9 protein-coding genes are annotated in these 14868 nt (G+C 60.1%); 4 read left to right on the forward strand and 5 right to left on the reverse strand.

What is annotated here, in order from left to right; genetic code table 11:
- The first annotated feature begins 13 nt into the window (after positions 1-13).
- Genes A8B84_RS12250 through A8B84_RS12260 form a run of 3 tightly spaced genes read left to right on the forward strand, consistent with a single transcriptional unit; the run spans position 14 to position 4135 of the window.
- Complete coding sequence (locus A8B84_RS12250) at positions 14-2389, forward strand: EAL domain-containing protein (protein ID WP_064229444.1); 2376 nt, start codon at positions 14-16, stop codon at positions 2387-2389.
- 24 nt (positions 2390-2413) lie between these two features.
- On the forward strand, positions 2414-3703 hold the full coding sequence (locus A8B84_RS12255; protein WP_064229445.1) for a sensor domain-containing diguanylate cyclase: 1290 nt from the start codon (positions 2414-2416) through the stop codon (positions 3701-3703).
- A 60-nt stretch (positions 3704-3763) separates the two neighbouring features.
- Positions 3764-4135 carry a VOC family protein gene (locus tag A8B84_RS12260; RefSeq protein ID WP_064229446.1) on the forward strand — a complete coding sequence of 124 codons (372 nt, stop codon included), beginning with the start codon at positions 3764-3766 and terminating at the stop codon, positions 4133-4135.
- A 41-nt stretch (positions 4136-4176) separates the two neighbouring features.
- On the opposite strand, the gene A8B84_RS12265 is transcribed toward A8B84_RS12260, so the two are convergent.
- Genes A8B84_RS12265 through ptsP form a run of 3 tightly spaced genes read right to left on the reverse strand, consistent with a single transcriptional unit; the run spans position 4177 to position 9733 of the window.
- The gene (locus A8B84_RS12265; protein ID WP_064229447.1) at positions 4177-5940 is read right to left on the reverse strand and encodes a PTS fructose-like transporter subunit IIB; all 1764 of its coding nucleotides are present in this window, start codon (positions 5938-5940) and stop codon (positions 4177-4179) included.
- A complete protein-coding gene (gene pfkB, locus A8B84_RS12270; protein WP_064229448.1) occupies positions 5937-6902 on the reverse strand; it encodes a 1-phosphofructokinase in 966 nt (321 codons plus the stop codon). The genes A8B84_RS12265 and pfkB overlap by 4 nt, the downstream gene beginning before the upstream one ends.
- Positions 6902-9733 carry a phosphoenolpyruvate--protein phosphotransferase gene (gene ptsP, locus A8B84_RS12275; RefSeq protein ID WP_064229449.1) on the reverse strand — a complete coding sequence of 944 codons (2832 nt, stop codon included), beginning with the start codon at positions 9731-9733 and terminating at the stop codon, positions 6902-6904. The genes pfkB and ptsP overlap by 1 nt, the downstream gene beginning before the upstream one ends.
- A 152-nt stretch (positions 9734-9885) precedes the next feature.
- Between ptsP and cra the strand changes: the two genes are divergently transcribed.
- The gene (gene cra, locus A8B84_RS12280) at positions 9886-10920 is read left to right on the forward strand and encodes a catabolite repressor/activator (protein ID WP_064230091.1); all 1035 of its coding nucleotides are present in this window, start codon (positions 9886-9888) and stop codon (positions 10918-10920) included.
- Here cra and A8B84_RS12285 read toward each other — a convergent pair.
- A complete protein-coding gene (locus A8B84_RS12285) occupies positions 10841-13138 on the reverse strand; it encodes an ATP-dependent DNA helicase (RefSeq protein WP_138103169.1) in 2298 nt (765 codons plus the stop codon). The genes cra and A8B84_RS12285 overlap by 80 nt on opposite strands.
- The gene (locus tag A8B84_RS12290) at positions 13135-14844 is read right to left on the reverse strand and encodes a VRR-NUC domain-containing protein (protein WP_064229450.1); all 1710 of its coding nucleotides are present in this window, start codon (positions 14842-14844) and stop codon (positions 13135-13137) included. Before A8B84_RS12290 ends, A8B84_RS12285 begins: the two co-directional genes overlap by 4 nt.
- Positions 14845-14868: the final 24 nt, after the last annotated feature.

Below are 14868 nucleotides of genomic sequence, written 5' to 3' on the forward strand. Positions count from 1 at the left end.
CGGAGACTGGTCGATGGTAAACCCGGGGATCGAGAAACGCAGACTGGCGGCGCTTGAGCGGCTCGGTATTCTCGATACACCTCCAGAAGAGCGCTTCGAGCGGTTGACCCGGATTGCGAAGCACTACTACGGGGTAAAAACCGCGCTCTTCTCGGTTCTGGATGCTGAACGACAGTGGTTCAAATCCCGGCAGGGACTGGACGAATCCGAGACACCTCGTTCCGTCGCCTTCTGTGACTATGCTATCCAGCAGGACAAAATCCTGCTAGTGGAGGATGCTGCCAAAGATCCCCGTTTCCGGAACAATCCTCTGGTTACCGGTAAACCCCACATCCGTTTCTACGCCGGCATGCCGGTACGCGAACCCAGCGGTTTCAAGATCGGCACGCTCTGCATTATTGATGACAAGCCGAGGAAATTCACCGAGATCGAGCTGGACGTACTGCGCAGCCTCGCAAGTATTGTAGAGGACGAACTGGAGCGGGCTTTTCTTTCCACGACGACGGGCGAGTATGTCAAAGTCTCTCATCTGAGCCGTGCCATTCACCGGGCTCAGAATGTCTTTCTGACCAGCGATAACGAACACGCGGCCTTTGAGCTGATGCTCAATGATCTGCTGGCACTTACCGGGAGTCAGTTCGGATTCATTGGCGAGGTACTCCAACGGAACGACGACTCTCCGTTCCTGAAAATCGGTGCGATTACCAATATTGCCTGGAGCCCGGAAACCCAGGCGCTTTATCAGGAAGTTGAGCGCAGGGGCATGATTTTCGACCGCCTCGACAATATCCTCGGCCTGCCCATGACCACTGGCGAAGTCATCGTTTCTGACTCGGTAGCCTCAGACAGCCGAGCGAAAGGCCTGCCAGAAGGCCACCCCCACATCACGGCTTACATCGGTATACCGGTCTTTTCCGGGGATCGGCAAATCGGTCTGATTGGCCTGGCCAATCGCCTGGGCGGTTACACCGCCAGACTGGCCGAGGAACTGGAACCTCTGATGCAGACTGTGGGCAACCTGATCGAGCGAAAGCGCCTGTACCAGGAGAAGCGGGAACACCAGAAGCATCTCGAACAGGCCGCCAATTACGACGCACTCACCGGCCTGCCGAATCGGCGCCGGATGACCGAACTGTTTGAACAGGAACTGTTTGAAGCCAATCAGCGCCAAGGCCTGGTGTCGGTGTGCTTTATTGATCTCGATGGCTTCAAGGACATCAACGACCTGCATGGCCATGCCGTCGGCGACGCGGTACTGAAATCGGTCGCCGATCGACTGCTTGCGAGTGTCAGAGCTCATGATGTGGTTGCCCGCCTCGGCGGCGACGAATTCGTGGCCATTTTGAGAGATGTCAACGACGAACGGGTCTATGCCAGGCTCCTGGAAGCCATCAGCCAGCCAATAAATTACAAGCGCAATGTGTTGCATCTGTCCGGCAGCATGGGTGTTACGGTTTACCCTGAGGACGACTCGGACACCGACCAGCTGCTTCGGCACGCGGACCAGGCCATGTACGCGGCCAAAGAGGCGGGTAAAAATAATTACGTGCTCTTTGATCTGGATTCTCACTACTCCCGGAAAGAACGAATCAAAGTGATTGAGCAGATGGGCACTGCTCTCGAGCTTGGCCAGCTGGAACTTTACTATCAACCGAAGATTCACTTCGGCAAACAAAGGGTGGAGGGCTTTGAGGCACTTATCCGCTGGAATCATCCCGAGGATGGCCTGCTGGGCCCTGGCCATTTCCTGGACCACATTGAATACACCGAATATGCCCGCAAGGTCGGCAACTTCGTGCTGGGTGAAGCCATCAAACGACTCCAGGAGTTCCAAAGCAATGGGCTGCCCTACACCATCAGCGTAAACCTGAGCCCGTCGCACTTTCTGGGTCCGGGCTTCCGGGACGATCTGGAGGCCGCCCTGTGCGATTGTCCGGTAGCGATACGTTCGCACCTGATACTCGAGGTTCTGGAAACGACCGCGCTGGACGATACCGACCGCGTTCTCGAGAACGTCAGCGCCTGCCGTGAGCTGGGCGTTGACGTCTCGCTCGACGACTTTGGAACCGGCTACTCTTCCCTGGACCTGTTCCGCCGGCTGGCTGCCCAGGAAATCAAGATCGATCGTTCGTTCGTATTCGATATGCTCGACAATCCAGACAGTGACATGATTGTCAGTGCCATCATCAGTTTGTCGAAAAGTTTCCGGCGTCGTCTGGTGGCCGAGGGCATTGAGTCAGCAGAGGTAGAGGCTAAACTGATTGAACTGGGATGTGAGCTGGGCCAGGGTTTTTTCTACAGCAAACCACTGCCATTGAAACAGGCCCTGGATTGGGCACAGCGTTTTGACTGGCAAAACCGGGACACGCGGAACGACTGGGTGATCTGAACGTCGTACTCAGAGTAAAGGCACATGGAACTGACACCGGAAATCCGGCTGAAAGCAATTCTGGAAGGCACAGGCGCGGGCACCTGGGAATGGAACCTTGATACCGGGGAGGTCATCTATAATTCCCGCTGGGCAGAGCTTGTCGGTTATCAGCTCGAAGAACTCCAACCCGTCACCTTCAAGACCTGGGAAAATCTTTGTCATCCGAGAGACCTCCAGGAGGCCCGGGAAGCCCTGGCCCGCTATCTGGATGGTGACACCCCCCAATTCGATTGCGTGGTCCGCATGCTCCACAAATGCGGGGACTGGCGCTACATCCACACCCGCGGCACGCTGCTAACCGACGATCAGGGCCTGGATACCCGCTGGCTGATGGGAACCCACCTGGATGTCACCCGGGAGAAGCTGAGCCAACACCAGATGGAGCAACTCGCCAAATCCCTGCCGGGTATCATCTACACCTTTGTGCTGGAGCCGGACGGTCGCTACTACTTTTCCTACCTCAGCGAAAAAACCTGGGATTTTTACGGATTAACGGCAGAAGACTGTCTATCTGATCCCGACAAGATCTTCAACCTGATCCATCCGGATGATCTCCCCAGGGTGCACGAGAGCATCGCCGTTTCTGCCGAGACCCTGGAGGAGTGGGTTTGCGAATACCGTGTCCTGACCAAATCCGGGAGCTACTGGCTCAAAGGTGTATCACGGCCCGAGAAAGACCCTGATGGCTGGATCAGCTGGCACGGCATGACCATCAATATCGACACCCAGAAGAACCTAGAACTGGAGCTGGAACAGCTCTCGATTACCGATGAACTGACCGGGCTATACAACCGACGCTATATGCTGCGGAAATTGCAGGAATCCGTCGTGCAGGGAGAGAGGTACGGAGATACTTTCTCGCTGATTTCTCTGGATATCGATTTCTTCAAGATCATCAATGATTCCTATGGGCACCCAACCGGCGATGCGGTGCTAAAGCGCTTCGCCGATATCATCGAGTCCAGCACCCGAAAATCCGATATCGTAGCCCGCACGGGGGGTGAGGAATTTATTATCTTCATGCCCAATACCGGGCTGTCCGAAGCCGGCCAGGTGGCGGAATCCCTGCGGATGGCCCTGCAAACAGAAAGCTTTATCAGTGATGAAGGAGAAATCTTCAGCATCACGTTCAGTGCCGGGGTAGTTAACTGGTCCGGGTCAGATACCCAGAGCACTTCGGTTCGGGATTTACTATCGGCCTGCGACCAGTCACTGTATGCCGCCAAGCGATCCGGGCGTAACCGGATAGTGGCCGATGGCGACGAAGAATGATCCCGGCCCGGGATTCCACGTATTTATTACGCCCAAAACAACCATCAACGGAGAACGAATATGATCGGATACGTCACCCTTGGCGTCAGTGATATGGAACGAGCAAAGGCATTCTATGCCGAACTGCTGAGCGACCAGGGGGCCAAGCTGCTTCTGGACATGGGCCGTATCGCCTTTATCGGCAAGCGCATGAGCGAGCCCATGATCGCCGTTTGCGTTCCCTTCAATGAAGAACCCAACCATCCCGGCAACGGCAATATGGTCGCCCTTCCTGCGGGTTCCAAAGAAGGCGTGAATGCCATGTACAAGAAAGCGATCGAGCTTGGTGCTACCTGCGACGGTGAGCCCGGACAGCGAATTCCGGACCAGTTCTATGGCGCCTATGTAAAAGACCCGGACGGCAACAAGCTGGCATTTTTTGTATTCGGTTGATTAATTGCGGCCCTCAGACGAGGGCCGCAGCTTTTTCATTTTCAGCTTACCGCTGTCGCCACTTCCGCCTTGCCGGTTTTCAGCAACGCATAACCGAAACCAATCACCAGTGATCCCACCGCAATCGCAATCAGGTAGGGCAATACCGCACTAACCGCATTCGGAATGGCAAGCACAAACAGCCCGCCATGGGGTGCCATCAGCTTGACGGTGAACAGCATCGACAGGGCACCGGTTATTGCGCCACCGATCATACACACCGGGATAACCCGCAACGGATCCTTTGCCATAAAGGGTATCGCGCCTTCCGAGATAAAGCACAATCCCAGAACAAAGGATGCCCGTCCGGCCTGGCGTTCCGCCTCTGCGAACTTGCGCCGGGCGATGAAAGACGCCACACCCATGCCGATAGCCGGTACCATTCCTGCCGCCATGATGGCCGCCATGGGTGCCGAGCCGCCGCTGCCCTCGGACAGCAGGCCCACGCCGAAGGTATAGGCGGCCTTGTTGACAGGCCCTCCCAGATCAAAGCACATCATCGCGCCCAGGATGCCACCAAGCAGGATCGCATTGGTCGTTCCCATACTTTCGAGGAAACCGGTCAGGGCGCCCATGATGGCGGCCATGGGCTCTCCGATCACATAGATCATCCCCAGCCCCGTCACCAGACTGGCCAGCAAGGGAATAATAAGGATTGGCTTCAGCGATTCGATGCTCTCTGGCATCGGCAGTTTCTGGCTGATAAAACGCGCCACATAGCCAGCCAGGAAACCCGCCACAATACCGCCGAGGAACCCGGCTCCCAGTTCACCGGCCAGGAAGCCGCCAATCATACCCGGTGCCAGGCCGGGGCGGTCTGCAATCGACCAGGCGATGTAACCGGCTAACAATGGAATCATCAGCTTGAACGCGGTACCGCCACCAATCTGCATCAGCGCAGCCGCCAGCGTACCTTCCTCCTGAAACGCTTCAATCCCGAATACGAAGGACAGGGCGATCAGCAAACCGCCCGCAACCACCATGGGAAGCATGAAGGACACACCGGTGAGCAGGTGCTTGTAAGGCCCCCGTTTCTCACCACTTCCGGAAGCACCCGATGATTTCTTCTGGCCAGCGTCCAGAACCGCGGCTTGGGCAAGAGCATCACGGATGGTATCCGCAGGTTTCTTCAGGGCAGCACCGGTGGAGGTTCGCCACACGCGCTTGCCGGCAAAGCGTCCCGGGTCCACCTCAATGTCACAGGCCAGGACAACCACATCGGCAGCCGCAATCTCCTCGTCTGTCAGGGGATCCTGGGCGCCAACCGAACCCTGGGTTTCTACACGGATCTGGTGGCCAGCGGATTCCGCCGCGGCGGTCAGTGCCTCCGCCGCCATAAAGGTATGGGCGACGCCAGTGGGACAGGCAGTAACGGCAACGATCCGCTTACCGGCAGAGGTACTGCCAACAGCGGTACTGGTTGCTATAGATTCCTGGCTGGCTATTGCCGGGTCCCAGGGTGTGGCTTCTGCTTGTGCCCTGGTCAGAATGGCGTCGGGATCTGGCAGGGCGGCGGTGACCGGAATCTGCAGCAGCCGTTTGCCGGTATAGGCGTCCAGATCTACCGGGACACCGACCGCGGCAATAACAAGATCCGCCTGTCGGATAGCCTCTTCGCTGGGTTTGTTGTCCGGTTTACCATCCGGGCCTCGGGTGTCAGTCGTAACAGTCCAGCCGCGCCGGTTCGCGGCCCGCTCAAGAGCCCGGGCGGCCAGAAAACGAGTTGCCACGCCCTGAGGGCAGGCAGTCACAATGATCAAATTCATAACCGTATCTCTCCGGTGTTGTTTTCCCCGGGCCATGGCTGCACCCGGGTTTGTTGGAGAAGGGAGGGAAAGTCCGGAGCCTCGGGATCTCCGACACCAATGTGTTGCACACATTCGGCGGACAAAGCGGTGGCAAACTTCAATATTGCCTCGTCAGGCTGGCCCAGGAGCACACCATGAAGCATGCCCGCCAGCAGGGTATCGCCGGCGCACACTGTGCTGACCACCGAGACCGGAGGTACCTGCGATCTCAAGGTGCCGGCCGGCGACGACCACAATACGCCGTCCGCCCCCATGGACACCACCACGTGGGACACGCCGCCAGCACGAATGCCGTCAATCGTAGCTGCCACTGTGGCCAAATCCCTCAGGGGCATGCCGGCCCAGTCAGACAGTTCATCCGTGTTGGGTTTGATGGCGTAGGGTCCAGCTTTGATGCCGGCCTTGAGGCTCTCGCCACTGGTATCCAGCCAAACGGCTTTGCCGGCCCTGGAGGCCTGCTGCACCAGAGCTGCCAATCCGGACGGCGGAAAACCATCGGGCAGACTGCCAGCAATCACCACCACATCACATTCCGGCAACAGCGGCGCCAGCCGGAATTCCAGGCGCTGGAGGGCATCTTCCGGCATCCGGAAACCCGGCCCATTCAGGTCAGTCACCCGGCCACCAGCCTCGGCAATTTTGATATTGATGCGGTTCTGGCCCGGGACGCGCACAAAGCTGTCCTGAAGACCTTCCGCTTCGAACAGGCGCTCAAAGGACGTGGCATTGGCTTCGCCCATCAGGCCGGTCACCGTGACCGAATGGCCCAGTCGCGCCAGTACACGGGCCACGTTGATGCCCTTGCCCGCCGGTTCCAGCCGGGTATTGCCGGTACGATTGACTTCACCGACGGCAAGGGTCGGAGTTTCAACGCTGAGATCCAGGGCCGGGTTCAGAGTGATTGTGAGAATACTGGCCATCACCAGGCCTCCAGGGCATCGCGTACCTCGGTCGCCGTTGCCAGAGACAGGGCCTTTTCAGCCTGCCGACGAGCGGTTTCAAGGCTGAGGCCACGAATGCAGGCCTTGACCAGAGGCACCCGGCGGCTGGTCACAGACAGCTCGTCCACCTCCAGCCCGACCAGTACCGGAATGGCCTGGGGGTCGGACGCCAGCTCACCGCATACCCCGACCCAACGATTGTGGGCATGAGCGGCTTCCACGGTCATCCGGATCAGCTGCAATACCGAGGGGTGCAGTCCATCCGATTCCGCCGACAGCTGTCCGTGGCCACGGTCGATGGCCAGGGTGTACTGGGTCAGGTCATTGGTGCCAACCGAGAAGAAATCCACCTCAGGCGCCAGGGTCGACGCCAGCAATGCGCAGGAGGGCACTTCAATCATCACACCAACTTGAACATCACTGGCGGCCACCTCCGCCTGCACCTGGGAAACAATTGCCCTGGCAGCCCGGAACTCTTCCACATCCTTGACCATGGGGAACATGATGCGCAGGGGCCGGTCGCCGGCGGCAGTCAGCAGCGCCCGCACCTGGGTTTCCAGAATGTCCGGACGGGTCAGTGACAGACGGATGCCACGCATGCCCAGAAACGGGTTGTCTTCCTGGGGCAACGGCCAGTAATCCAGGGGCTTGTCGCCACCCACATCCAGGGTACGGGCTACCAGGGGCAAACCGTTCAGGGCATCGAACGCGTGTTGGTATTCACTGACCTGGGTGGCCAGATCCGGCGCTTCCGGATGGGCCATGAAAATGAACTCGGTACGGAGCAGGCCAACTCCGTCGGCGCCCCGTTCCACAGCATCGGGGGTATGGGCGGTATTGCCGAGATTGGCGCACACCTCGATGGTATGGCCATCTTCGGTGGTAGCGGGCTGATTGCGGTTTTCATGGGCTTCGGCCTGCAACGCTTCCAGTTGTTGCAAGCGGCGACGGATCTTCTCGCAGCGTTCGGCCCCGGGGTTCGGCACCAGGCAGCCTCGTTCGCCATCCACCACCAGATCAGAGCCATTCAGGATAGTCAGTATTCGCTCACCGGCACCCACTACCGCTGGCAGACCCAGAGCACGGGCCAGTATGGCGCTATGGGAGGTAGCACCGCCGCGGGCGGTGACCAGGCCGCGCACCCGGGTGGTATCCAGCCGAGCCACATCCGAGGGCCCGAGATCGTCAGCCACCAGGATATAAGGGGTGTCCGGCGGCGTCGGCATGCCCACGCCACAGAGGTTGGCCAGGACCCGGCGCCCGACGTCCCGCAGATCCGCGGCACGTTCGGCCAGCAAACGGTCCGCCAGCGCTTCCTGGGCCCGGGCCGCGGTATCTATGGCTTTCCACCAGCCTGCCTCGGCGGACGCCCCTTCGTTGATCGCTTCCAGCGTCGCCTGGTAGAGATCTTCGTCCTGTAGCATCTCCACATGCACCGAAAGAATTGGCGCAGCCTCACCACCTTCAGCTTGCCGGATCAGGGTCCGGAGCTGACCATCGGCCTCATCCATGGCCTGGTTAAGGCGCTGGATCTGCTGCTCACTGTCCGCGGCGGACTCCGGATACTCCAGCTCCGGCTGGCGCATCACGAACGCGGGCGCCAGCGCCAGCCCCGGTGACGCAGCCACGGCTTTCACCGGCTGGTCATCAGCCAACGGCTCTGGAGGCTGAACGTTGGGCTCCGCTGTTTGCTGCTCCGCCGAGCGCAACGGCGCGACCTTTTCGCCCAGACCCTCTTCGATGGCTTTGGTCAGGGCGTTAATGGCCTGCTCGGCCTCGTCCCCGGTTGCCGACAGCAGAAGCGTCTGGCCCCGACGAGCGCCCAGGCCAATCACCCGGGTCAGGCTGGTGGCGGACACCGCACTGCCGTCACCCTCCAGAAGACGAATCCGGATGCCGGCATTGTGTCGGCGGGCCTCCTGGACCAGTTGCTTCGCTGGCCTCGCATGCAGCCCGTGGGTATTAAGCAGGGTCACTTTGGCGGTGACCGCATCAGCAGCCTCACCGGACAGCCGGGCCAGCACAGCCTCGGCGCTCAGGCCATCAATGGGTTCATTACGAGCCAGGAAGTTATCAATGCGATCGAGCAGGTCATGACATTCGTCACCGGGACCGGCCAGGCAGAACACGCCCCGCAGTTCCGGCGTCGCCCGCTTGGGTGTCGCCAGGGACAGGGTCGGGCGTCTGGCACCAACGGTATGATGGGTCAGCCAAAAACCCTGGCCGAGGGCCACTGGCGGCTGACCGATAATGCTGGCCAGAAACTCTGTGTCCACACAGCGCAGGCTCTGCAGGCGCGCGGCGGCAATCAGGGACAGCTCATTCGGAGTGGAAGCATCGATGCCCAGGCACAGGGTTTCGGTGTCGCATTTGGCCACCGCCGGAGCTTTGGAGAGCAGGGCAACCAGCTCGGCGGCATCCGTGGCCCGGCCCAATTTTTCCGCCAGCCCGGGCTTGTCCAGCACGCGGGTCAGGTGGCGGAGAATATCCAGGTGTTCGTCAGACTGGGCCGCAATAGCCACCAGCACATGAACCCGTGCATTGTCGTGCCAGGTGATGCCTTCCGGGAACTGAAGAATGCGGATACCGGTTTCGAGAACGGCATCCCGGCTTTCCGGTGTACCGTGGGGAATGGCAATGCCGTTACCCAGTACCGTGGACGATTGCTGTTCACGGGCAGTCATTCCGGCCAGGTAATCGGGGGATGTTCGGCCAGCGGCCTCGAGATCCCGGGCTGCCTGTTGCAGTGCGTCTTGCCAGTCAGTGGCAGTGGCACCCAGTCGAACGTCATTGGCGGTCAGCGTCAGCATGATGGTTGCCTCGCTTTTTGTTTTGATACTGCGTCTTTGTTTCGATACCGCGTATCGGTTTTTGTTTGCTGAATCGTGTCAGCATGCTTAAAATCGATAATGAAACAGATATGATCAGAAATCAAGCAATCTTTGAATCGGAGCTGTCGCCCATGACCCTTGCGGAACTTGCCCGGCTTGCCGGCGTTTCAAGAACCACGGCCAGCTATGTCATCAACGGCCAGGGCGCTGCACGGCGCATCAAACCGGACACGATCGAGAAAGTGCTGGCGGTGGCCAAGGCCCATGACTTTCAGGTAGATACCCAGGCGGCAGCGCTGCGGGGTGGCGCCAGCCGGACCCTCGGTTTTATCCTGCCGGATCTGGAGAACACCAGTTATGCCCGGCTGGCCAAGCTGCTTGAGCAGGGCGCGAGGGCGAGAGGCTATCAGCTCCTGATTGCCGGCTCTGATGACGACCCCGAGACCGAAAAATCCCTGGCCCGAGCCTTGAAAGCGAGGCGCTGCGACGCGCTGATTGTCGCCAGTGCCCTAGCCCTGGACGACCCCTTCTATCCCGAACTGCAGAAAGAGGGTCTACCGGTAATTGCCGTTGATCGCGCCCAGTCTCCGGATCAGATCCGATGCGTGGTCAGCGACAACCGCGCAGCGGCCAGAATCCTGACCCGTTCCGTGCTTGATGCGGAAACCGCCAGCATCGCCTGGCTGGACGCGGTGCCGGAGATTGCCATGACCCAGGAGCGCCGGGAAGGGTTTCTGGCCGCAGCAGGTGAGGCCGGCGTCTCTTCCATGGTGGAGAGCGGCCCACATTACGATCGTGCCTCGGGTGCCGCAATGATGCGTCGGATCCTGACTGACCATGGCCTTCCGGATGCCCTGGTTACCGCCTCTTACACGCTGCTTCAAGGGGTTCTGGATGCCCTGCTCGAACAGCCGGGCCGGCTTCCGGAGACTCTGAAAATTGCGACCTTCGGCGATGACCGACTGCTGGACTTTCTTCCACTGGCGGTGAACTCTTTGCCCCAGAATCATGAGGCCATCGCCAATGCGACGCTCGAACAGGCCCTGTCGGCTATCGCACAGAAAGGCTCCGTCGACACCATCGTGATTAACCGGTCTCTGAAGATTCGCGCCGCGGATCGTCAGAGTGGCTCTCTGCAAGCCACCAGCGAGGAAAAAACCTGTTGATGGCCGGCTGCAGAAACCGGTCATCAATCAGCCAGATTACGCCCCGGTCTTCCGGAGTACGAATAACCCGCCCGGCCGCCTGGGCCACTTTCTGCAAGCCCGGAATCAGATAGGTGTAGTCGTAACCGGCGCCGAAGCGCTGTTCCAGGCGAACCTTCAGGATTTCATGCCAGGCATCAAACGGCGGCAAACCAAGGGTTGCAACAAAGGCCCCGATCAACTGATCTCCGGGCAGGTCAATCCCCTCACTGAAGACCCCACCCAGAACGGCAAACGCTACACTGCCTTCCGGTTCCCTGAACCCAGCCAGAAAGTCCGCCCGTTGCTGGGGCGACATACCCGGCGCCTGCGCACGCTGGGGGACACCGGGAGCCTGCTCGGCCAGGGCCTCACTGACCAGTTTCGCGTACTTGAAGCTGCTGAAAAACGCCAGGTAATGCCCGGGCCGGTCCCGGAACTGGCGGGCAATCAGCTCGGCGATGGGCCGGAGGGACGCTTCCCGGTGAACCTGCCGGGTACTGATGCCGGGCGTGAAATGCACCTGTAGCTGATCGGCGCTGAATGGGCTGGGCAAGGAGGTAAAGCGCGAATCCTCGGGCAGCCCCAGCAGATCCCGGTAGTAGACACCCGGGCTTAGGGTGGCGGAGAACAGCAGCACCGAATGCGCGGCTTCAAACCGCTCTCGCAGGAAATCCGCCGGGATCAGGTTCTGGATGGTCAGACTGGCCCGCCCCCGACCGGCCCGCTGGAATTCACACAGGGAGTGATCGCCGAACGTGTCCGCGAGCTTCATGAAGGCGACGCTTTCAAACAACAGTTCCTGCAGGGCCAGATCCGGTGGATGGTCGGCCAGATAATCGGTCAGATTGGAAACCATGGCCTGCAGCGCACCCAGCAATTGCGTGGGCAGTGTCTCCAGGAAGTCCGGGCTCTCTGTATCAGTCTGGTGATCCCGGATCAGGCTCTGCCACGCCCGGGCTGTCCGGTCGATGGCGGATTTCAGCGGCTTCGGTGCGGTTTTTTTGATCCTCAGCAAACGCTGCTGATCCAGCCGAACCGAATACATGCCCCGGCCACGGTCCACCAGGTTATGGGCCTCATCCACCAGCACGCTGGTCTTCCAGTTGTTCTGGCAAATCAGGCCATGGAGCAGGGCAGATTGATCGAACAGCCGGTTCACATCACCGATCACCACATCGCTCCAGCGGGCCATTTCCTGAGCCAGAAAATAGGGGCAAATCTCGTGACCGGCGGCGATCTTCGCCAATGTGGGTTGATCCAGCGTGCCTTCGGTCCGGGCGGCTTCCGCCCGGGCATCGGGCAGCCGGTCAAAAAACCCTTTGGCCAGGGGGCAGGAGTCACCATGGCAGGCTTTGTCCGGGTGCTCGCAGGCGTCGTCTTTCGACACCAGTTCCAGGGTTCGCAGGGGCCAGTTCGGGGCCGCTTGGGCCGAACGCAGGCGCGCCACGGCATCCATGGCCAACTGACGGGCGGTATTGCGACAGGTGAGGTAGAACAGCCGGTCCTGCCCGGCCGCTGGCATGGCCATCAACGCCGGGAACAGAGTGCCCAGGGTCTTGCCCAGACCGGTGGGGGCTTCCAGCAGCAGGGTGTCGGACTTTACCGCGTTCTTGTACACCGTCTCCGCCAGCTGGCGCTGCCGGGGGCGAAACGCTGGGAAAGGAAAAGTAAGGCCGGAGAGCAGGGCGTTGCGCTGCTCGCTGTGATGCTCTTCCTGTTCGGCCCAGGCCTTGTAATGACTACACAGGGTTTCCAGTTCCTGCCAGAGCTCTTCGGCACTGGCGGTCTCCACCACTGGCGTTTCCTTGTCCCTGCCAGTGTCGTAATAGATCAGTGCCAGCTCCAGGGTTTTCCGGTTTTCCTGCCGGCACAACAGCGCGCCGTAGGCTCTCAGCTGAGCGCGATGGAGTGCCCGCTGATGCTCACGGATCCGGGACAGGTCCCCCCGATGGGTTTTGATCTCTTCCAGCCGGCCACGGTGCGGGTTATAAATATCCGCACGCCCGGAAAGCAACAGTCCCAAGCACTCACCGGTCAGTAAATACTCGCTTTTGTAGCCATAACCGCGCCTGGACTGGATTGCCTGGTGCCCGGCGATGCCTTCCTCGGCACTGGGGGCCGGGGTGTAGCGGAAGTCCAGATCACCCTTGCGGGCGGCAAATTCGCAAAGGGTTCGGACGGCAACCTTCACCGTCATCCCATCACCCCATCGCCTTGCCAACGCACGTAGCAGACACTGGCGGGGATACCTTCACCGGCAAAAAATTCGAGCCAACGGATCTGGTGATCCTGCAGCCGGTCACCCGGCCCCTTCACCTCGATCATTTCATAGCGCTTTGCCGTGTCGGTGGCACCAGGAAAAAAGCGAATCAAATCCGGGAAGCCACTGCGATGCTCCCGGATATTCAACAACAGGCGACGGAACAGCTTGTCCAGATCCTCCGGCGGAATGCAATCCAGCGCCAAGCTGAGCAGTTCCTCGGTGATGACCGGCCAGATCACGAAAGGGTTGGTGGTGCCCTGCTTGGCCCGATAATTCTCCAGAATCCGGTTCCGGTAACTGCCCTCCGCCAGCAACCCAAAGCATTGGTTAAAGGATGCCTGGCGACGGCTTACAAAATCCTCCCGGGTCAGGTCCGCGGGGCCCACATGGAATGGATGGAAAAACGCCCCCGGCACCGGTGCAAAGATGGTTTGCCAGCAGAGCAGACCGAACAGTCCGTTGATCAGGGTGTTTTCCACATAGAATACGGGTGCATCGTCCTGATACAGATGGTGCTGGACGGCGTACTCCACGGATCCGATTTCCGGTTTGGGCAGGGTCAGGGTGATGTCCCGGATTGGCGGCTGCATCGGCAGTCGGGGTGGTGTCTCACCCAGCCGGCCCGCCAGGCGTTTCAGAATTCGCCCAAGGCCCTGGGCCTCGGCATCGCTCAGTTCCTGGCTCTGCCACTCGGAGGCAATGGCCCAGGCTTCCCGGTGCCGCTTCATCCGCTCCAGCAACCGCAGCTGTTTCAACCTTGCTTCCCGATGGCCACTGCTGGCGAAGGCCTCAACGGCCAGTTCCCGCTCGCCCTGACGCTCCGCCTGGCGGCCCAACTCCAGCAACAACCGGTCCCGGCGGCTGGTCAGCCAGGCGTTCTCCGAAGGACCGAGCACTTCGCGCCATACCTCGCTGGCAGGTACCCCTTCATCCAGCCATTCCCGGCACTGGTGCATGGCAAGGTACAGATCCACCTCTGAACGGTGCTGGAACGCCCGGGAATCCGGTGTGAAAGTGACCGGCTCGTATTGCTGATGACCCAGTTCCACCAGTACAAAATCGGACCAGCTCTGGCGAAGGTTGCCGAAAAACATCAGGCGAACCCGGTCAAACAACGCCATGGTTTTGAGCCTGACCACCGGCCTGGCGTGCTGACCGAGCCAGTCGGCGACGGTAAGAGGGTCGGGAAACTCCGGAAGCAGGGCGTCGCGCATCTGGCCTTTGGGCAGGTTGGCAGGCTCTCCGGCCGCCATTAGCAGAGGCCCCAGAGCCGGACGCAGTTCTCCCAGCGTGAACAGGCGAAACAGCTCGTCCAGGCTGAGCAGGGGATCGGTGTCGAGCCAGCCCGCGTCAGTCAGTTCCGCCAGGGCCCTGTGCTCTGGTACGCCAAGCTCCGGGTACTTGAGTTTGTCCGACCGAAATAGATCGCCCGTACGCATCACCATGCGGGTCAGCAAGGCCCGGGCCGGCAGAGAAAGGGTATGAAAGCTGGCCAGTCGATCCAGCTCTTCTGCCGTCAGCAAGTCGCCGTGATGGCTCTGCACCCAGCCAAGGACGGTTTCCATGTTTTCGAGATAGTACAGCGGATTGTTCAGATCTGCGGTACCCGGTTGCGGGCTTATCGGGTTCCGTACTGCCATAGTTGCTGTGGGCGTTTTGCCTCC

Origin of the sequence: Marinobacter sp. EhC06 (assembly GCF_001650915.1) — a bacterium.
Classification (GTDB): Bacteria; Pseudomonadota; Gammaproteobacteria; order Pseudomonadales; family Oleiphilaceae; genus Marinobacter.

Coding starts and splice junctions, on each gene's coding strand:
- ptsP (WP_064229449.1), bottom strand. CDS start 9,733: ATGCTGACGCTGACCGCCAATGACGTTCGACTGGGTGCCACTGCCACT.
- A8B84_RS12260 (WP_064229446.1), top strand. CDS start 3,764: ATGATCGGATACGTCACCCTTGGCGTCAGTGATATGGAACGAGCAAAG.
- A8B84_RS12290 (WP_064229450.1), bottom strand. CDS start 14,844: ATGGCAGTACGGAACCCGATAAGCCCGCAACCGGGTACCGCAGATCTG.
- A8B84_RS12285 (WP_138103169.1), bottom strand. CDS start 13,138: ATGACGGTGAAGGTTGCCGTCCGAACCCTTTGCGAATTTGCCGCCCGC.
- A8B84_RS12250 (WP_064229444.1), top strand. CDS start 14: ATGGTAAACCCGGGGATCGAGAAACGCAGACTGGCGGCGCTTGAGCGG.
- A8B84_RS12265 (WP_064229447.1), bottom strand. CDS start 5,940: ATGAATTTGATCATTGTGACTGCCTGCCCTCAGGGCGTGGCAACTCGT.
- cra (WP_064230091.1), top strand. CDS start 9,886: ATGACCCTTGCGGAACTTGCCCGGCTTGCCGGCGTTTCAAGAACCACG.
- pfkB (WP_064229448.1), bottom strand. CDS start 6,902: ATGGCCAGTATTCTCACAATCACTCTGAACCCGGCCCTGGATCTCAGC.
- A8B84_RS12255 (WP_064229445.1), top strand. CDS start 2,414: ATGGAACTGACACCGGAAATCCGGCTGAAAGCAATTCTGGAAGGCACA.